This window comes from Pseudomonadota bacterium (assembly GCA_016711215.1).
Classification (GTDB): domain Bacteria; phylum Myxococcota_A; class Polyangia.
Genome location: JADJTL010000005.1, coordinates 159,121 through 177,499 on the forward strand (window position 1 = coordinate 159,121; position 18,379 = coordinate 177,499).

An 18,379-nucleotide genomic window follows, 5' to 3' on the forward strand; every position below is an offset into this window, starting at 1 on the left:
CGTGCCTCCGGCGGCGTCCGATCCGCCCCATCGCTAGCGACCCCGCGCCGGCGGCAGGGTCACCGCCCCCGAGGTCTCGACGAACTCGCGCAGCGGAGCTGGCGGATCCGCCAGGATCTCTTGCGGCGATCCGCTGGCGATGATCGCGCCTTTATACAACATCGACACGCGGTGTCCGATACGGAATGTCGAGGCCATATCATGGCTGATGACCACCGAGGTGACGTGCAGCTGCTCGGCGATCGCCTGGATCATCTCGTCGACGTTCTTGGTCGCCACCGGGTCGAGCCCGGTGGTCGGCTCATCGTAGAAGAGGATTTCCGGCTCCATCACGATCGCCCGCGCCAGGCCCACGCGCTTGCGCATGCCACCCGAGAGCTCGGCGGGGAACTTCTGCTCGACGTTGACCAGGCCGAGGGCCGCCAGCTTCGCGCGCGCCACCTCACGCATTTGCGCGCGGCTCATCGCCCGCCGGTGATGCTCGACCAAGGGGAACATCACGTTCTCCTCGACGGTCATCGAGTCGAAGAGCGCCGCGTACTGAAACACCATCCCGAACTTGGGTCGCAGCGGATCGAGGGCGAAGTCATCGAGTGGAACGATGTCTTGGCCGTCGACGTAGATGGCTCCGGCGTTGGGCTTGATCAAGCCGATCAGCAGCTTCAGCAGCACGGACTTCCCGGCGCCCGAGCCACCGATGATCAGGTTGATACGCCCACGCTCGATGTCGAGGTCGACGCCGCGCAGCACCTGCTGGCTGCCAAAGGCGCGACAGAGTCCGCGCACTCGGATCTGGAAGCGCTCGCTGCGCTGCTCCAGGGCCTCGGCGGTCACCTCAAAACCCCAGCGTGATCAAGATGTCGGTCAGGATGAAGTCGATCACGAGGATCGACACCGAGGAGATGACGACCGTGCGCATCGTCGCCAGCCCGACGCCACGAGCCCCACCGCTGGCGTTGTAACCCTGGTGGCAACCGACGAGAGCGACCGTCAGCCCGAAGAAGAGGGCCTTGATCAGCCCCATCCCTACGTCGTCGAAGTCGGTGTACCAGCGCGTGTTGTGCATGAAGATGCCGCGATCGACGCCCTTGACGACCACGGCGAAGAGGTACGCGCCAAACATGCCGCAGACGTCGTAGACGATGGTCAGCGCCGGCAACACCAGCGTCGAGGCGATCAGCCGCGGCACCACGAGGTACTGGATGGGGTTGACCGCGAGCGTCGAGAGCGCATCGATCTGCTCGCTGATGCGCATCGAGCCGAGCTCCGTCGCCATCGCCGAACCGGCGCGCCCCGCGACCATCAACGCGGTGATCACGGGCGCGATCTCACGCGCGAGCGTCAGCGCGACCGCGGTGCCGACGTAGCCGTCGGCCTGGAACACGCGGAAGGCCTCGACGCTCTGCAGCCCGAAGACCCCGCCGGTGAAGAGGCTGACCAGGACGATGATGCTGAGCGAGCCCACGCCGATGAAGTCCAGCTGCTGCAGCAGGAGGCCGAAGCGATAGGGCGGCCGCACGGCCCAGAGCGCCGCATGGAAGAGCAGCAGCAACATCTCGCCGAAGAGCTGCAAGAAGCGCCGCGGCAGGCTCCAGCCACGATCGACGACGCGCGAGAGGGAGGTGAGCGTGTTCGGCATCTGAGGTCAGCGCGACGCGACCACGGCGACGTGGGCCTGGCCCGTCGCCTGTCGTAGCTCGGCCTCGGGCAGTCCCGGGTAGGCGCGCGGCACGCGCTTCGAGATCGCCGTCAGCACCTCGTAGGATATCGTCTCGCCCCAGCCCGCGAGCTCGTCGGGCGTCACGGCGAGCGCACCGCTCCCGCCGAGCAGCACGACCGGGTCGCCGACAGCGACGCCCGGAAGCTCGGTGACATCGATCATGCAGAGGTCCATGCAGACACGCCCCACGATCCTCGCCCGCCGGGGTCCACCGCCCACCCCGGGGAGCAAGACCTCAGCCCGATTCGACAGCCGGCGCGCGTAGCCGTCGGCGTAGCCCACCGGGATCGTGGCGATGCGCGAGGGCCGGGTCGTGACGAAGGTCGCACCATAACTCACAGGCGTGCCCGCTGGCACGTCACGCAGGGCATTGATGCGCGTCGACCAGCTCAGCACCGGCTTCAGGCCCGGGTCGGGCACCTCAGCGCTCGGCAGCGCACCGTAGAGCCCGAGCCCGATACGGACCAGATCAAAGCGCGCGGCGGGCAGGCGCAGGGCCGCCGCCGTATTCGCCGCGTGGATCGCCTGCGGGTCCGCACCCAGGGCGCGCGCGCGCTCCAGGCAGCGAACGAAGGTCGCGAGCTGGGCCTCGGTCGCCTCCAGGTCCCGCTCCTCGGCGCAGGCAAAATGCGTCGCCAGCCCATCGACGCGAATCGACGGATGCGCGGCGCAGCGGCGCAGGAAGAGGTCGAAGGGGCCCTCCCCCACGCCGAGGCGCGTCATCCCCGTATCGACCTTGAGGTGCAGCCCAAAGCGCGTCCGACCGGCCGCGCGGGCGGCGAGCGCAAAGGCCTCGACGTCGCCGGGGTCGCCGACCATCGGGATCAGCTCGCGAGCGACCACCTCGCCGTGGTCGCGGCCGAACGAGGCGCCCATCACCAGCACCCGCGTACGAACCCCCGCCTCGCGCAGCTGCACACCCTCCTCGACCGTGGCCACGCCGAGGCCCCAGACCCCCAGGCCCTCGACCATCCGGGCCACGGCGATCGCGCCGTGCCCGTAGGCGTCGGCCTTGATCACGGCCAGGATCCCAACCCGCGACCCGACCGCCTGGCGGATGGCACGCAGGTTCTCGGCGAGCTGCCGGAGGTCGACCTCGGCGACGGTGGGGCGAATCGGCGTGGGCAGCGCGGTCATGCTGAGCTGTCTGCCTCGCCCTCCTGGCGACGGGCCGCGGCGGCGTTGGCGGCCGAGTGTCTTACGCCCCTCGGATCGGTGTCAACCGAGGCGCCGGTTTGACCCTCCGCGGCGACGATGGTAGATCACTCGCCGTCGCTTCACTGCAGGTCGACCGTCACCTTCACGTCGAGCTTCCCTTTCAAGTCGAGACGCTGCGTGGCTTACTTCTGCTTCAAGTGCCGCAACGAGCTAGAGCTGATCATCACGGTCGGCGTCAAGGTCGGCCGGCTCGATACCTGTCCGCACTGCGGCGCGTACATGCACTGCTGCAAGAACTGCGGCTTCTACGATGCCAGCGTCCATAACGAATGCCTCGAGACCCAGGCCGACTTCATCCGTGATCGCGAGACGGCCAACTTCTGCCATCACTACTTCATCAAGGATCGCGAGGCCGCACCTGAGGTCGACGACGGCGCGGCCCGGGCACGGTCGCGGCTCGACCAGCTCTTCAAGGGCCTGAAGTAGCGTGAGCGCCGCAAACGCCGCCGCCGCGCCAGAGGGGGCGCCCGCCAGCACCGACGCCCCAGCGGAAGGCGCCGCGGAGAGCATCGATCTCGACGAGCGCTTTCTCTGCACCGACGGCGCCTGCATCGGCGTGATCGGCGCCGCGGGCTACTGCCGGGAATGCGGCAAGCCGATCGCTGCCGGGGAGCTCGGCCGCTTCGAGCAGGTGACAGGAGCGCGCCTCGGCCCCAGCTTCCGCGCGCAGGAGGCCTCGCCGAGCGCGGCGCTCGCGGGGGGCAGCGGGCAGCTGCCGGCGGTCGATCCAGCCGGCGACTGGGCGGGGGCGCGATTGCAGGGCGACGGCGGCAGCGCGACGATCGCTGACAGCTCTGCGCCAGACCTGGAAACGCGCGAGCTCTGCCCCGACGGCGCCTGCATCGGGGTGATCGGCAGCGACGGCCGGTGCAAGGAATGCGGCGCCGCGCTCGCCACCTGGGAAAGCCGCTAGATGGCGCCACCGCCCAAGCCCGCACCGGCGGCCAAGCCGGCACCCGCGACGCAGCCCACGCCGCAGACGAAACCCACGCCAGCGGCAAGACCCGCGCCGGCTGCGAAACCCGCGCCTGCGACGAAACCCACGCCAGCGCCCAAGCTCGGCGCGGGGCCCCGTTCCGCGGCAGCGCCCACGCCAGCCCTCAGTCCCCCGCTCGCGGCGCGCCCGCCGGCGGCCGCAGGACCATCGCCGACCCCGTGGCCGGCGGTGCAGGCGCCCCCCAAGCACCTCGGCGCGAACCCGAGCGATCGGCGCGCTCACCCGCGCCAGGATCTGCTAGCGCAGGTGCAGGTCACCCGCGACTCCGAGGTGTACATCCTTTCGACGCTGAACGTCAGCCGCGGCGGCCTCTTTGTGCAATGCGCGCCAGCCGAAGCCCCCGACCTCCTGCTCGGCCGCGAGGTCGAGGTATTGATCTTCGCGCCCGAGGAGGCCATCGAGGACGTGGGGGGCCAAGCGCGCGTGGCTCGCATCGACGACGGCAGCGCGCCCGGACACCTCGCTGGGGTCGGCCTGCGCTTCACGCAACTCGACGCTGAAAACACGCGCCGGCTGGAGCGCTTGATCGGGCTGTCGTAGCGAAGCGCCAGGGGTCAGCCCCGCGCCCAGGCTTCCCAGGATCGCCAGGAGTCCGATGCAGACCGAACTGCAGACCGAACTGAAGAGCCGCAAGCTGCGTCAGATCCTCGGCCGGATGAACTCGGCGCTGGTCTGCTTCTCCGGCGGCGTCGACTCGGCGCTGCTGCTGGCTGTGGCCGTGGACGTTCTCGGCGACCACGTCACTGCCTTTACGGCGGACTCCCCCGCTCCCACGCGAAGAGCTGGCCCAGGCGGCTGCCCTCGCGCGGCGGCTCGGCGCGCGCCACGTCGTGCGCGCAACCCACGAGCTCGAGAACGCCGACTATGCGGCCAATCCAAGCAATCGCTGCTATTTCTGCAAGACCGAGCTGCTGCGCACCGCCGCCCTCGTGGCTGGCGAGCTGGGTTGTGAGGCGCTGCTGATCGGCACCACGGCAGACGATCTCGGTGGGCATCGCCCCGGCCTGCAAGCGGCGGGCGAGCGCGGCGCCCGGCACCCGCTGGTCGAGGCCGACCTCAACAAGGCCGACGTGCGGGCGCTGGCCGAGCAGCTCGGGCTGCCGGTGTGGGACAAGCCGGAGATGGCCTGTCTGGCCTCGCGCCTGCCCTACGGCACACCCGTCACGCGCGAGCGCCTGGCGCGCGTCGAGCGCTTCGAACGCGGACTCGGCACGCTCGGCCTGACGGGCCTGCGCGTGCGACTGCACGATCCCGTGGCACGCCTCGAGCTGCCCGCCGAGCAGATCGTCCGCGCGGCCAGCCCCGCGCTGCGCGAGCAGATCGTCCGGCTCGGCCGTGAATGCGGCTTTGTCTACGTCACGCTCGACCTCACCGGCTACCGGCGTGGCGCGATGAATGAGCCGCTGCCCGAGGGTGAAGGCGGTCCCGATGCGACCCAGGTCGAGCACGCCACGCGCGGCGCCGGCGCCCACAGGTCCAGGGTCTCGTAGGTCGACGGTCTTAGGGGCGTGTCGTCGCGGCGACGGTGACGCTGTCGGGCGAGACGTTGCCGGCGCTGTCATGGGCCCGCACGCGGGCGTAGTAGGTCGTGCTGGCCTGCAAGAGGGTCGGGTTGGAGCCGCCATTGCTCAGGCTCGTCCTCAGCGCCGTCCCAACGTCCCTGTCGCGCCAGCCCTTGAGCACCCGGGTGAACTCAGCGTCGGAGGCCACGTCGACGCGGTAGCGCGCGAGACCGCTGCCTCCCGCTTCATCCGCCGAGGCCTCCCACTGCAGCGCGAAACCGATCGCGCCGGACCACGGCGACGCCGTCAAGCCCGTCACCCGCGATGGCGGCAGCAGCTCCGGGCTGCCCACGGCCGTCTCCTCCGCCAGCGAGCGCTGGCTCAGGTCGAGCCGGAACTGGCGCACGACGGCGGAGCTCCCCTCGCGCAGCCTGTGATCGTAGTCGACGAGCAGATAGCGGGCCGGATCATCGTCGAGGAAGACGCCCGAGGGGTAGCCGCTCAGCGCGTGCTGATAGGCGTTCGTGGCGTGGGCATGGGCGGGGCCCCAGTCGACGCGGCCCCGAGGCTCCGCCGCGTTGAGGAAGTGATCGCTGACACGGCCGACGCGATAGTAGCTCTGATTCGTTTCCCGATCGGCGTAGGTCAGCAGGACGCGCGGCGTGGGACCCGGAAGCAGATCGAGCATCGGCGAAACGAGCTTGCCATAGGCCCCGTTGGGATAGAGCGCGTCGACGAGCTCACCGTTCTCGCTCCAGCTCTGGCCGGCATCGGTAGACTTGAAGAACACGAGCGCATGGCGGCCCCGCGAGACGGCGAGCCAATTGCTGGCGGTGATGGCCAGCACGCTATGCTCCGAGTACTGGTACCCGTCGGCCGAGGGATACTTCAGGACCGGCGCGCCCCGCGTCCACCGATACTCCTGGCCGACGCGCTCGCCGAACCAGTTCTGCAGGTAGAAGAAGCGATCCCCGCTTGGATGCACATAGCCGGTGAGCAGCAGCCTGCCGTCGGGCAAGGCGAGCATACGCCCGTAGGGCTGGCCCTGGGCGATCGGCAGCACCTCGGCGCCGAGGGCGGGTGGCTCGACGAGATACTCCGCCGACCAGCGCCGCGTCGTCGGGTCGAGATAGGTGTAGAACCAGTTCTGCCAAGAGGGTGACACGACCCCGCCGTCGCCTGTCGTGTAGGTCTTGCGGATGAAGACCACGACGAGCGTGCCGTCGTGGGTCGTGCCGATGTTCCCGACCCGGACATCGTCGCCGTCGCGCGAGGGCAAGACCAGCTCGGGGGCGGACCAGCTCCGCCCGGCGTTGTCCGAGAAACGATAGACCCCCGTGCCGAGGCGATAGTGATCGGGGCCCTTTCGGTAAAACACGTGCAGGCGTTCGGCGTCTCGGCTGACGATGCCAAAGTGGTTGTAGCCCTCGCGATCGAGCTCCTGAAAGCCTTCCTCTGGGCGCATCGACCCATCGCCACCGGCAGCCGCGTCGTTGGCTCGCGCCTCGGGGGGGCCTCCTCTGGCGTCATCGCGCGCACCGGCATCGCGCTCTGACCCGACGTCGCGACGCACGTCCGTCCGGCGGTCACCACAGGCGCCCAAGCCGCTGAGCAGGGCGCCAGCAGCGAGGCCGCTGAGTAGCAGGTTACGCGCGTGTATTAGCGACATTCGAAGACCTCTCCGCTCGGCGTGGCCGGCGTCAGCACGTTGTTGTCCTTGATCGCGGGCCGCATGTCAGCGCAGGTATGCGCGGCCTTATCGATCATGCGCACGACCGGATCAGCCGCAGTCGAGGTGCTGAAGTAGTTCAGCTCGACGCGGTTGTCGGCCATCGTCGCGTAGGCTGGCGCGAGCTTGGCCATGCCGAAGGCCGGACCTGCGGAGGACGCGACCGTATTGCCTCGGATGGCATTATGGTTGCCGCCGTGCAGATAGATGCTTCCGGAGTGGGCACGACCTTGCTCGACGTGATTCTCACGCAGGGTGAAGTGACTGGCGCCGTGATCGAGGTAGACGCCGACGGCCAGCGGCGGCCAGAGGGCGGGCACGCCAGCCGTGTTCCCCACCCCACCCACGATCCGGTTGCGCTCGATCAGCTGGTCCAGCGTCAGCGTGTTGCCCGCGCCGTTGAAGTAGATGCCGCCGCAGTCGTTGAGCAGCGCGCAGAAGCCGCTGATCGCGTTGTTCCTGACCGTCAGCGCGACGGTCGAGGGACCCAGCATCACGCCGGCGTAGCCAGGCTGCTCGACGTGATTGCCCTCGACCAGCAACCTGCCCTGCCGTGAAGCGCGAATCCCGTTGAAGTCCATCCCGAGCGCGGCCTGGTTGTGTAGCCGCCCCGGACGCAAGACGCGATTGTTGACCACGCGGGTGCTACCAGCCACATCCAGCACGGAGATCCCATTGCCCGCGGCGTCGGCCACCGTGCAGTCCTCGACGCGAGCAGACCCCGAGAGCTTCCAGGCGCTGATCCCGCTGTCCTCGGGCTGCTCGACGCCGACCCGCTCGACGGTCAGGTTGCGGGCCTGGATCAGCGCCAGGCCTCGCGTGGCCGGACGTCTGAGCACCAGATCGCGCACCGTCAGATCCAGCGGGGCCTGGCCGAAATTGCCTGAGATGGCCGCGCCGCGCAGCGCGTCCCCTGCCGCGAAATTGATCTCGGCAGCCGCCGCCGAGGGCGCCTGACCGTCCGGTGGCCAGAAGTAGAGCGCCTGCTCGGTTGGGTGGTAGTACCACTCTCCCGGCTCGTCGATCATCGGCAAGGTGTTGAAGAGGATGAAGCCGAAGCCCGGCGCCGGCATCTCGTTGCCCGTCTCCGGCCTACGCAGCGAGTCCTCAAGCGCCAGCGAGTTTCGCTCCGGATTGTGCCAGACGATGGCGCTGCGCTGTAGCGACCAGTTGCTGGTCCGGACCACCGCAAAAGCCCCCGGAGCAACACCGAAGGTTCGCAGGGGCCAGGTCGGGTTCTGCGCATCGTCGCCAACGACGCAGGTGGCCGCCCCGCAGCCTCCTGGAGCACCCTCATAGAAGACCGTCGTGCGGAAGTAGCGCGGCTCGCCCGCCGCGCTGGGATTGGGGTGGCGCGCCAGCATCATGCGCTCCGCACCGTAATAGAGCTGTTGCACAGGCCTGGCGATCGGCCCGGCACGAAAGAGCGGCACGCCCTGAAGGTGCGCGATCGCCGTCCCGTTGAAGGTGGGGTTGGCCACGGACTCCCAACTCAGCCCCAGCTCGGCCAGGGTTTGAGCGGCGGCGATCGTGGCTCGGGGCGCGCCCGCGACGGTGGTGACGACCACCTCGCCCTCGGCACCCTCACAGGCCGCGAGTCGCAGCGTGCCGACGAAGCGCTGACCGCCCGCGAAGCGCAGCTCCTCGCCGCCTGCGAAGCAGGCGGGGCCCCGCGCGGCAAACTCGGCGAGCGAGCTGAACTCACGTCGCGCGGGATCGGTGGTCAGGGCGGAGGAGATCGAGAAGACGACGGGCTCCCGCTGGCCAGCATCGCCGATCGCGCCGCCGCCGAGGTCGACTGCGCCGGAGGAAGTGTCGCGCAAGCCCCTGTCCCGCGACCGACCGTCGCCCGACCCGCCATCGCCCGCTGGCGACTGCGCCTCACGGGAAGCGTCGCTGGGAAAGGCCGGCCCGACGGGGCCATCCGCGCAGGCGGCCAGTAGGCTCAACCCCAGAAGCGTCGCTCGGTGCATCTCGACCTCCGCGTCGCGAGCTCTCGCGAGGGTAGCAGCGGCGCCGGTGTTTTCAGCGGGGCAGTTCGGCTGGCGCCGCAGCCCGGCGGCGGCGGGGACCGCGCGTGGTGCCAGCGGCGGCGACTACCTAGGGCGCGACCGGGAGCTCTGTCGACGGCTCAGTAGGCGTATTGGCAACGCCTCGCCACCAAGTCGCACTCAAACCAGTCCATAAACAGGCGCCCGCAGTCCGGCCCTGCACAGCTGCAACCAATCACCGGCATGCACGTGCCAAAGCCAGGCGTCTCAAGCGCGAAGCCGAAGAGGATCCCGCAGTCCCCCACGCCACGGGCGACGAGCGGTCGACAATTTACAAAGCCACTGTCGCGACTGACGGCGCTATCGGCGCTGCTGGTCGCGTCCCGCGACACCCCGGCGTCGTAGCCAGCGCTCGCGTCCGGCGACACCCCGGCGTCGTAGCCAGCGCTCGCGTCGCGACGGGTCGGCGCCCGCGTGCAAAAGCCCGAGAGATTGCTCTCGCAGCGCCCGCTGATGGCCTGACAGCGCCGCTCGAGCGCCGCCGACTCGACGCTGAGACAAATGCCCGCGGCGCGCTCGCAGATCGAGGCGTAGTCGAGGCAAAGGCCAGCGAGTTGGTCGCCAGTCTTGCCGGGCAGCGCCCGCTCGAGCGCCTGGAGTTGCCGATCGATCGGGTCGATCTCACCGGCACGATCGCCGCCGCAACCGCCTGCCAGCAGGGTGAGGCAGCTCAGGGCGAGCACTGTGTTGAGAGCGTGCGAACGATCAATGGGTCGATGCATCGGTTCCTCCTTGGCTGTTGGGGGCTCTTGGGGGCTCTTGGGGGCTCTTGGGGGCTCTTGGGTCGCTGAACGACCGTCGAACTCTCCTGCGCAGCGCTCCCACGAGCCCTTGCTCCCGGGCCACCACGCCGCGCGGCCACGGGCGAAAGCACGCGGTGTGCCAGACGGCGCGCGGCTCAAAAGCGCAACGATGTAACGCGCCGCAGCGCGTGACCTCTCAATAGGCGGGGTGCCTGCCCCCACCAACCGGGGACCACCGGCCCCGGCAAGGCTCAGCTTCGGCGCGCCGGCGCTGGAGCCCCGCCGCGGAAACCATTGCCAGCCACCACACGCATGAGCCATAAGGACCGGGCTGCGGAGGGCGTTGCGGGGGGGGCTGGTGTGGTTCATCGCGACTTTCGTTATCGGGGCGCTCGTTCTAGGGGCATTCGTTCGCGAGGCCCAGCGGCGCGGCGAGCCGGGCGCGCCCAGGGCCGCCACGCCCTTTCGTGGTGCGCGCTCTGGCTGCCCCTGCTCCTGCTGGTCGCACCCGCGCTGGCAAGAACGGATGCTGTCGACGCGACGGAGCCCGAGCCCCCAACCGCCGAAGCACCGAAGGCCGGCTTCATCGCGGGGCTGCGCGATTGGGAGCAGCGGCGTCTCGAGCCGATCGGCGAGTGGGTCGGCAAGCTGAAGCTCGGCAGCTTTTCGCTCGACGGTCTGACCCTGCAGCTCTCCGGCGGGCTCTCGCTGGGATCCATCGGGCTCGGGCACGCGCAGGCCAGCATCGACACGATCCTGTCGACGCCGAAGGGCCACGTCGAATCGCACCTGACGACCTCCACCTTTCTTTCGTGCCCCCTCGCCGAGGTCGCCATCTTCCCGCGGGCGCCGCAGCGCAGGACACCCGCCCCCGCAGCGGCGAGCGGCGCTGACCAAGCCGAGCCCGCGCAGGCCGAGCCCGCAGCCCCAGCACCCTGGGAGCGCTTGCTCGCCACGAACCGCACCGCAAGCGAGGCCGAGCGGCCAGCGGCGGAACCGAATGCTCCGGCGGCGCCGTCGCGCGGCCTCGTCGGGCGCGGCTACGACAAGTTCAAGCGCTTCGGCTTCGCGGGCGTCTCGCTCGGCTATTTCATCGCCGCCACGGAGCATCCGCAGCACGGCGCGCCCTTCGTCGGGCTGGTCGTCCACCAGGCCTTCGCGATCTTCATCGGCCGGGGCGAAGCCCGAGGTCTCTTTGGGCTCTATATCGTGCCCCTTCCCTTCCTGCCGATGAGCCCCAACCTCGGCTTCATCGTCTCCCATCCACGGCTCTTCGCCTCGGAGCGCTGGGAGCGGCTGACCACCAAGCTGACCACGGCGCACGCGACGTATAAGGGCCGCGCGGAGGATTGGCTGAAGCACGGCGTCGATCGCCTGCGCACCTTCCCGGCCGCGGTCGGTCGGACCTCCGCCAGGGCCTGGCAGGCCACGCTGCGGGCCCGCGACGGCCTGCGAGCGCAGGGCTACGGATCGCGCCCTTCCGCGGCAGCATCGCCCGGCAGGCTCTGAGCACGGAGACGGGGGTCTGCGTCCGCGTCGCGAATCGGCCTGGGGGCCCTCGCGGCGCCAAAGACAGCGTCCAGCCGCGCGGCGTCCAAGCACCCGCTCCCACAGGAAACTGGCCTCAGTGCGTGCTGGGCGTGCTGTCGCTGCGCGAGGGCGCCCCGCGTCGCAGCGCGGCACCCAGGCCCGGACATTCGGGCGAGCGTCGGCGGTCGCCGTTGGCGTCGACCCGCTCCATGAAGGCCTGAAGGCTCGGCCAACCCGCGTGGATGCGAGCGACCGCGGCTGCGACCCGCCGCGTGACGACCTCGGGTCGGCCGGCCAGCAGCAAGCGCGTGCTCCAGCGATTAAGCGCGAAGGAACCGACGTTGTCGGTCCCAAAGGCCACGTGCGGCCAACCGAGCCCGACGACCGCGATCTGCTCGGCCCTCTCCACGGTGGCGTAGGCGAGGTTCGCCAGCGGCTGCGGATTGAGGGTGATCACGAGCCCCTGCCTGGCCGCACGCTCCAGGTCCGCGCGGGCCTGCGCGGGGTCGGCGATGTGCGCCGCGTGGGCGACGATGGGCCGAACCCCCCCCGTCTTGCCCACGAGCCTGTCGCTGCCCGCGCGCTGCGCCAGCGCGGCGAGGTAGCTATTGACGCTATGTCGGCCCCCGTTGCGCGTGTCGAGCTCGCCGGCATGCAGCAGGAAGTAGCCCCGGGGTCGGTGACGCAGGAGCTGATCGAGGCCCGCGTGCAGCGCCCCGACCTCGGCCCCGGCCTCGGGCCCGTGCAGATTCAACCCCAGCACCTCGTCGGGAAAGCGGCGCAGCACCCGCGCGGAAGCCTTGGCGTCACGCGAGCGCGGCCGCCGCTCGGAGAGCAGAAACCCGATGCCGTCGAGCGAGAGGCCCCGCTGCCGCGCCGTCAGAATCGCGCGTTCGGCGTCGTCGGCGCCCTCGGCCACCAGCGTGCGCCGCGCCTGTAAACGCAGCTCGTGCAGCGCGGCGGCGAGCCAGATGCCATAGCGCGCGCCGGGGAAGGCCGCCCTGATGAAACGCCCGCGCAGGCCGTAGAGCGCGAAGTGGTCGTAGTGGGCGCTGGCCGTCAGCAGCCTGGAGGCCGTGCGCACCTGCGCCTCGAAGCTACCGCCGCCGAGGGCCAAGGCCTCGATCCCCGCAGCCAGCCCGCCCTCGCGTCGCGCCAAGGCGATCAGCTCGGATCCCGAGAGCACGCCCCCCAGGTGCACGTGCGCGTTCAGCGCGTCGTCCAGCGCGACGATCGGCGCGTCATGCGCGGCGAACTGCCCAGCGACGCGTGCGGCGGATGGATCGCGATCGTCAGCGGCCCAGGCGGGCGCCGCGAGCAAGCTCAGCAGGGTCCCCAGCAGCGGCCCGCTGAGCAGTCCGAACGGCACAACCCTGGTCAGGAGCGCGGATCGCCCGCGCCGCGCAGCACTGCACATGGTCAACTCCCGTCCCCCACCCTCAACGCGCCTCCCCCACTCCCACCCAACGCGACCACGCACGCCGGCGCCACAAACGAGCCGCCGCCCATCTATTGCGCCTTCACCCGAGCAGTACAAGCCTCGGAGCGCGTCGTTGGCACCCGACTCAGCCATTTGGCGCTTCCCTCAGCACCTCTCCTGCGCTACAAGCTGGAACCAGATGCTGAGGACGGATCCTCACTTACCCCGCCCGTTTGGCAACCTGAAACACCCCCGCGCCTCCCTTTGCTCTCAGTTCTCCGCTAGTTCGCACCATCGATGCGGGAGCTCAGGCCGGGCAGCGCTCGCGCTTGTCGCGGTGCTCGCCTGGCCGGCCCAGGACGCGCGCGCCGAGGACGGATCTCGACGGCAGATTCCCGCTCCAAGGGCTCCTGCTCAGCCGAAAGCGATCGATGTCGGCCCCGCCGAGGGCGCGGCTGTCTATGTGAATCGGGCGATCGATCTGGCGCGCATCCGGCTTCTCGCGGCGGATCAGGACGCCACGCTGGCGATTTGGGATCCGCACCGATGGGAGAGCACGATCTTCGAGCTCGCGCGGGGCCAGCTGCTCGCCTTGGCAGGAGCGATGGGCGTGTCCCCAGCGGTCTTCGCCCACTGGCGCTACGCCCCGCACACGATTCGCGGCCTCGTGGCCGACAAGCAGACGGGATACGTGCTCAAACTCGACGCCCATCGCCTCCCCGTGCAGATCGCCCTCGGCACCACGATGCTCCGCCCGCGTCGGCTGCAGGAGGTCGCCGAGCACGTCTACGGCAATCGGCCGCTCGAGGTCGAGCAGCCGAGCAGCCGGGACGATGGGCGCTTTCTGCTGGTCAACAGCCCCTTCGACATGGCGCGCGTGCAGCTCTTTCAGCGCCTCTGCGATCTGCGGGCCCGCAAGCGCGGTGCGTTCGCGGCGCTGCCCTTCGAGGCCCTCTACGACCTGGCCAATCGCGCGGTCGACTATGCCAACGGCGATGCCCAGCGCCTCAAGCTCGAGATCATGAAGGATCCCTCGCGCTACCGGCTCGCAGGGCGTGAGACGGAGCGCGCGCTGGAGGACGCCACGAGCATGCTTCAGGCCTGGGGCCAGGCGGGGCGCCAGCGGGCGCTGATCACCAACTCCTCCTGGCCCTTTGTGCAGGCCGCCATGTCGGACTTCTACGGCGGGGCGTGGCGCCAGCTCTTCGAGCTCGTGGTCGTCGAGGCCCGCAAGCCTGGCTTCTTCGCCGAGGGTCTCGCACCAGAGCAGCTGGTCGCCGGAGCGAGCGACCGCTTCGAACCCATCAGCGCCGAAGCGCCCCTGAGCGGCCCTCGCGTCTATCGCCACGGCAGCATCGGCTGGCTCGCGCGGGCCCTTCGCATCGACCCAACCGCGATGCTCTACGTCGGCGACGATCTCGGCCAGGACGGAGCCGCGCCGCAGCGCGCCGGGTTGCGCACCGTCGCGGTCGTTCCCGAGATCGGCGAGGACCAAGCCTGGGAGCGCGCCAACCGAGGCCTCCTGGAGCGAAGGGCGACCCTCGTCGAAACCTGCCAGAAGCTCGAGCACAAGCTGGGCCTCTCGCGCCAGGCGCAGGCCATCCGCCGCCGTGGCCGGGCTGGCGCGACCAGCAGGATCGCGATCGGCGAGCTTCCTCTTGCAGCCGAGCAGCCGCGCGAGCTAGGCGATTTGCGGTCGGAGCTTCGCGCCATCGACGGCCAGCTCCGGCAGACGCGTGGCCCCTGGGGCCCTCCGACGCAGGGCGCCCCCGGCACCCCGAGCCTGCTGGCCCTGCACGCCTACCACCACGCGGATATCGTCGTGCCCAACGCCGGAGCTCTCGGGCAATTCGCGCCGAGGGAGCGCGTGCAGCGACCCACGCCCTACCTCACCGTCGCCGGCCACCACCGCTAATCGCCCGCCGGCCCGATCCTCGCCACACCATCGTCGGGCACAACCAGAGTGGATCCGCGGACGCAGAGTGGATCCGCGGACGCAACCAGACTGGCGCAGGCTGGGCCGCTAGGGCACCGGGGTAACGAGTCCGCTGTGATAGGCGAGCGCGGCCCGGGTGGCGCGCGCCGCCGCTGGTCGACGGGCGGGAGTGCACGGGGTCTTGAGGAACGTCGAGCAACCTCAACCCGAGCAACCTCAGGCACAGGGAGAGGTCCGAGTGCCACAAGACTACGGCATCGGGTAGTATCCGCACCCAGCGTAGCACTGCTCAAGCGCGCGTGCGGCGTAGCGGCTGGCACAGTCTGAGGAGCACTTCTCTACGCGGTTCTCAACCGGTGCCTGCGCAGGCTGCGAAACGATGTAGCCGTACACCCCGAGTCCGACCACTGCAGCGCCGGCAATCCAGGGCAGCCACTTCGAAATGCCGTCGTCATCGTCGTCCTTGCTCGCCGGCGCCTGGGGCGCGGGCGCCGCGGCCGGGCTCACCGCCGTGGGCTCGGTGCTGGCTGGCTGTGCGGCGGGCGCTGGCGACGCCGCTGGCGTCGACTCGACCGGGGCGGCCGCCGCCGGCACGGGGCTCGCCACGGGCACGGGGCTCGCGGCCGCACTCGGCGCCCTGCACTGCTCGAGCGTCTCGCTGCCACAGCCCTGGATGCGGCCATCCGTCCGGCTCAGTCCGAAGATCACCCCGGCGCCATTCGGCGCGGCGGCGTTGGCCTGAAAGCCAAGGCGATAGCGACCCTCGAGGTCAATCGGCGTGTCGAGCGCGGCCTCCAGGATGGTCGGGGCGATCGGGGCGTCGCAGGCGTCGTTGGCGCAGGCCGTGATGCTGTAGCGGACCTTATGCGTCGCGGGGTCGAGGCCGTGGATGATCAGCACCTGCGGCGCGATCGTCTCACCCTGCTGGAAGTGCGGCAGTCCGATCTGGGCCCCGGCGGCCACCGACCCTGCCACCACCAGCTCCGCCTGATCGGCGCGCGACTGCAGCAGCTCGGCCACCCCCGCATGTTGATAGCGGAAAACGCGGCCGATCCAGCCGAAGGCAACGATGTCATCCGTCTGGAGCTTGGCCCAGGCCACGAGCCTGGCACCATCGAGGGCCTCGGTGCGAAACATGACGCGATCCCCGCTCGGGCTGGCCTGCAGGCCAGCCGTCAGGGCGCGTTGGGCGAGGGCCTCGTCGCCGCCACCAGGGAGCTGCTCGTCAATCGCCCCGACGGCCCCGCAGGCGCTGATCGCCACAGCCGCCAGCAGGACCGCGCTCGCCCGCAGCAGCCGCTCCACACCCCGCCGTCCAAACCTCGAATTCATGATCCGCCTCCCCAGCGCCGCCTCCATCGTGGGCGGCCGAGGTAGCATAAAGCACGACGCGTGCCATGTCATGAACGCAATGATTTCAGGCGCTTACAGTCTCAAACGAGAGCAGGTCTGGGGACATCAGACCCGACCGCTGCATGCCAGGCGGCCACCAACCTACGGTGAGCAAGCCCCAGTGGCTAAGCAAGCCCCAGCGATGAAGCAGAAAACGAACCCCCGGTCGGGCCTGCTGGGCCTGCTGGCGTGAACCTATTCAGTTATGCGGGTGGGCACGCCTGTCGACCGGTCGAGGACTTCCTGCACGCGGCCCGCGATCTTGTTCCAATCCAGCCCACGCGCAACCGCGACGGCCTTGATACGGTCAAGTTCCTCAGCGAAGTTGGGGGCCGGTTGTCCTCCCGGCACGGGATCCACTTGCAGCCAGAGGTGGCCGTCCCTGTCCCCCTCCGTCTTGTCGCCTATCGTCACCCACGCGATCTTGACCGGGGCATTTACGATGTAGACTGGAAGCTTCTTCCCGCCGCGAGCCCCAGCCCGACCGGCGGATCCTTGCTCGCGCCCCATCTCGGCTCGCTTCGCCTCGATTGCACTCGCCAACCCGTCAAGATCCTCCGGGTCGAAACGGATGCAAGCCCCGCTGAGGCCCGCTCGCAACACCGTGTCTCCCGCCGCGTTATCGGTGGCGCCAGCCTCCTCGTAGGAATACCAACCGAGGCCGGCAACTTTCTGCCTCAACGCATGCCTTTCCTTCGGAATCGAGGCCAAGGCGCTCGGCTTCGGCGTGTGAAATCGCATAAGGGTGTCCCTGCCATCCGGTGCAAAAGAGACGCTCGCCATCCCAAGGGGTAGTTCTCCGGGTCACCGCCCTCGACCTCGGTCCTCGCCGGCATTCGCCCGCTGGCCGCCAGAGACTTCGCGAGGTCTCCGTTTCGAGGGAGGCTCCAGGGCGGGTTATCGCGGCGCTCGCCCAAGCTATAAACGCCCGGCTTGGTCGGCGTCCTCGGCCCACCCTGCCCCACAAGAAACGCATGGACTGCACCGTCTCTCAGGGGAACGTACGCACGCGAGGCGCCGAGGTCGACAACGATACCGTCGCCGGGAGTGGGAGGAAGCATCACAAGCACCCCCGGCACAACCACCTTCCCACCGCTACGGTTGGCAGGATACCGAGGCCAAGCCAAGTCAAGCATCTGCTGTTGTGTAAGTACAGAACCTACACCGTGCGCGTCAGGCCGGCCAGAAGGCGATTTGCCGCCCGCGTCTGGAGCCCTCGCCCTTAGCTCAGCTTCGCCAATTTGCGTTGACCAAGGAATTGCCCAATCTCCACGGGAAATCTCGGGTGGCTGTCCAAGTAGTGGAGCACGGATCGATATTGCTCAGGCATGTGCGGGCTGCCGTCCGGCGCGCGGTGGAAGGCCGGAGGTGAACCGCTCGGTTGGACGATCTCCAGAAGCGGACTGCTCGCACCACCGACACGCCCGAACTCAGCGGGGTGAGACGGTTGGGCGACACCAAGCGCGATCATCGCAGCGGCACCGTAAAGGCCGGTGCGGCGACCAATAACAGCCTTGGCCGCAGCGATAGAGGTAAAAAGCTTAGCGTCGGAAAGGCTTGGGAAGCTGACGGAGCAGAGGACGACCGTCGCCACGACACGCCGCAACCAGTCGACCGACGCACCCCGACCGAACAGAACGCCGCGCGACCCAGGCATCATCAGCGGTGCCGTTGACTCGGGGCCGTGACACGAGCGCGTCTGTCCGATGGTGTGCGATTTCACCATGCGCACGCGTTTATGCAAACATCGAGCCAGTGATGGAGCTCTGAAATCGCTGTCCTTTACGTTTATTAAGACGGAACAGAAATCAGTCATCGGCGGCAACGGCGGCCGCCCGGCTGCTCTCGTCACTCCCCTCGGCACGCTGGGGAATCACGGTATGCCGGACAGGGCAGCGCGCAGTCGACTTGGAAGTCGAGGGACAAGGCAGCGCCGACGCGCGAAGGAGGGGACAGGCGTGTCCGGGAGCGGTCTGCTGCTCAGTGTGTCAAGCCACGGGCGAGCGACGCGGACCCTGGAGGCTCGAAGAGGCCGCGGACATGGAGAGCGGGACCTGGCAGCGAAATCGCGTGGAGGGAAATCACCCCCCCTGGGGCCGTATCGTCCTTACTTCCCCTTGGGTGCGGGGCCGGCAGTAACC

15 protein-coding genes and 1 pseudogene are annotated in these 18,379 nt (G+C 69.5%); 6 read left to right on the forward strand and 10 right to left on the reverse strand.

All coding sequences use genetic code 11. The annotated features are described in order from the left end of the window. Positions 1–33: 33 nt before the first annotated feature. The 3 genes from IPL40_13825 to alr are packed head-to-tail and all read right to left on the reverse strand — an operon-like array spanning position 34 to position 2,857. On the reverse strand, positions 34–819 hold the full coding sequence (locus IPL40_13825) for an ATP-binding cassette domain-containing protein (protein ID MBK8482223.1): 786 nt from the start codon (positions 817–819) through the stop codon (positions 34–36). Between the two features lie 16 nt (positions 820–835). Continuing rightward, complete coding sequence (locus IPL40_13830; protein ID MBK8482224.1) at positions 836–1,639, reverse strand: ABC transporter permease; 804 nt, start codon at positions 1,637–1,639, stop codon at positions 836–838. 6 nt (positions 1,640–1,645) lie between these two features. Then, positions 1,646–2,857: an alanine racemase gene (gene alr / locus IPL40_13835; protein MBK8482225.1), complete on the reverse strand. Its 1,212-nt coding sequence runs from the start codon at positions 2,855–2,857 to the stop codon at positions 1,646–1,648. A gap of 198 nt (positions 2,858–3,055) precedes the next feature. Between alr and IPL40_13840 the strand changes: the two genes are divergently transcribed. The 4 genes and pseudogenes from IPL40_13840 (at position 3,056) to larE (ending at position 5,425) form a co-directional block, all read left to right on the forward strand. After that, the gene (locus IPL40_13840; protein ID MBK8482226.1) at positions 3,056–3,364 is read left to right on the forward strand and encodes a hypothetical protein; all 309 of its coding nucleotides are present in this window, start codon (positions 3,056–3,058) and stop codon (positions 3,362–3,364) included. A gap of 1 nt (position 3,365) precedes the next feature. Continuing rightward, on the forward strand, positions 3,366–3,851 hold the full coding sequence (locus IPL40_13845) for a hypothetical protein (GenBank protein MBK8482227.1): 486 nt from the start codon (positions 3,366–3,368) through the stop codon (positions 3,849–3,851). 330 nt (positions 3,852–4,181) lie between these two features. Then, positions 4,182–4,475, forward strand: a complete 294-nt coding sequence (locus IPL40_13850) for a PilZ domain-containing protein (GenBank protein MBK8482228.1) — start codon at positions 4,182–4,184, stop codon at positions 4,473–4,475. A 55-nt stretch (positions 4,476–4,530) separates the two neighbouring features. Next, positions 4,531–5,425: pseudogene (larE, locus tag IPL40_13855) on the forward strand (ATP-dependent sacrificial sulfur transferase LarE). 10 nt (positions 5,426–5,435) lie between these two features. On the opposite strand, the gene IPL40_13860 reads toward larE, so the two are convergent. The 3 genes from IPL40_13860 to IPL40_13870 form a co-directional block, all read right to left on the reverse strand. Beyond that, a complete protein-coding gene (locus tag IPL40_13860; protein ID MBK8482229.1) occupies positions 5,436–6,902 on the reverse strand; it encodes an exo-alpha-sialidase in 1,467 nt (488 codons plus the stop codon). Between the two features lie 194 nt (positions 6,903–7,096). Further along, a complete protein-coding gene (locus IPL40_13865) occupies positions 7,097–9,139 on the reverse strand; it encodes a right-handed parallel beta-helix repeat-containing protein (GenBank protein MBK8482230.1) in 2,043 nt (680 codons plus the stop codon). A 158-nt stretch (positions 9,140–9,297) separates the two neighbouring features. Further along, on the reverse strand, positions 9,298–9,939 hold the full coding sequence (locus IPL40_13870) for a hypothetical protein (protein MBK8482231.1): 642 nt from the start codon (positions 9,937–9,939) through the stop codon (positions 9,298–9,300). A gap of 333 nt (positions 9,940–10,272) precedes the next feature. Between IPL40_13870 and IPL40_13875 the strand changes: the two genes are divergently transcribed. Beyond that, positions 10,273–11,469: a hypothetical protein gene (locus IPL40_13875; GenBank protein ID MBK8482232.1), complete on the forward strand. Its 1,197-nt coding sequence runs from the start codon at positions 10,273–10,275 to the stop codon at positions 11,467–11,469. A gap of 115 nt (positions 11,470–11,584) precedes the next feature. Here the strand turns inward: IPL40_13875 and IPL40_13880 are convergent, their stop codons facing one another. Beyond that, entirely contained in the window at positions 11,585–12,859 is a 1,275-nt protein-coding gene (locus IPL40_13880; protein ID MBK8482233.1) for a hypothetical protein, read from the reverse strand. Between the two features lie 514 nt (positions 12,860–13,373). Here IPL40_13880 and IPL40_13885 point away from each other — a divergent pair. Next, positions 13,374–14,825 (forward strand): hypothetical protein, encoded by a 1,452-nt coding sequence (locus IPL40_13885; GenBank protein ID MBK8482234.1) that lies wholly within the window; start codon positions 13,374–13,376, stop codon positions 14,823–14,825. 270 nt (positions 14,826–15,095) lie between these two features. On the opposite strand, the gene IPL40_13890 is transcribed toward IPL40_13885, so the two are convergent. The 3 genes from IPL40_13890 to IPL40_13900 all read right to left on the reverse strand — a co-directional run bounded on the left by IPL40_13890 (position 15,096) and on the right by IPL40_13900 (position 17,964). Next, on the reverse strand, positions 15,096–16,178 hold the full coding sequence (locus tag IPL40_13890; protein ID MBK8482235.1) for a hypothetical protein: 1,083 nt from the start codon (positions 16,176–16,178) through the stop codon (positions 15,096–15,098). A 255-nt stretch (positions 16,179–16,433) separates the two neighbouring features. After that, positions 16,434–16,949, reverse strand: a complete 516-nt coding sequence (locus IPL40_13895) for a hypothetical protein (protein MBK8482236.1) — start codon at positions 16,947–16,949, stop codon at positions 16,434–16,436. Between the two features lie 511 nt (positions 16,950–17,460). Further along, positions 17,461–17,964, reverse strand: coding sequence for a hypothetical protein (locus IPL40_13900; GenBank protein MBK8482237.1), 504 nt, complete (start codon positions 17,962–17,964; stop codon positions 17,461–17,463). Positions 17,965–18,379 lie beyond the last annotated feature (415 nt).

Excerpts from the sequence above, each read along its gene's own strand:
- IPL40_13830 (MBK8482224.1), bottom strand. The coding sequence starts at position 1,639 with ATGCCGAACACGCTCACCTCCCTCTCGCGCGTCGTCGATCGTGGCTGG.
- alr (MBK8482225.1), bottom strand. The coding sequence starts at position 2,857 with ATGACCGCGCTGCCCACGCCGATTCGCCCCACCGTCGCCGAGGTCGAC.
- IPL40_13860 (MBK8482229.1), bottom strand. The coding sequence starts at position 6,902 with ATGCGCCCAGAGGAAGGCTTTCAGGAGCTCGATCGCGAGGGCTACAAC.
- IPL40_13865 (MBK8482230.1), bottom strand. The coding sequence starts at position 9,139 with ATGCACCGAGCGACGCTTCTGGGGTTGAGCCTACTGGCCGCCTGCGCG.
- IPL40_13870 (MBK8482231.1), bottom strand. The coding sequence starts at position 9,939 with ATGCATCGACCCATTGATCGTTCGCACGCTCTCAACACAGTGCTCGCC.
- IPL40_13875 (MBK8482232.1), top strand. The coding sequence starts at position 10,273 with ATGAGCCATAAGGACCGGGCTGCGGAGGGCGTTGCGGGGGGGGCTGGT.
- IPL40_13890 (MBK8482235.1), bottom strand. The coding sequence starts at position 16,178 with ATGAATTCGAGGTTTGGACGGCGGGGTGTGGAGCGGCTGCTGCGGGCG.
- IPL40_13900 (MBK8482237.1), bottom strand. The coding sequence starts at position 17,964 with ATGGTGAAATCGCACACCATCGGACAGACGCGCTCGTGTCACGGCCCC.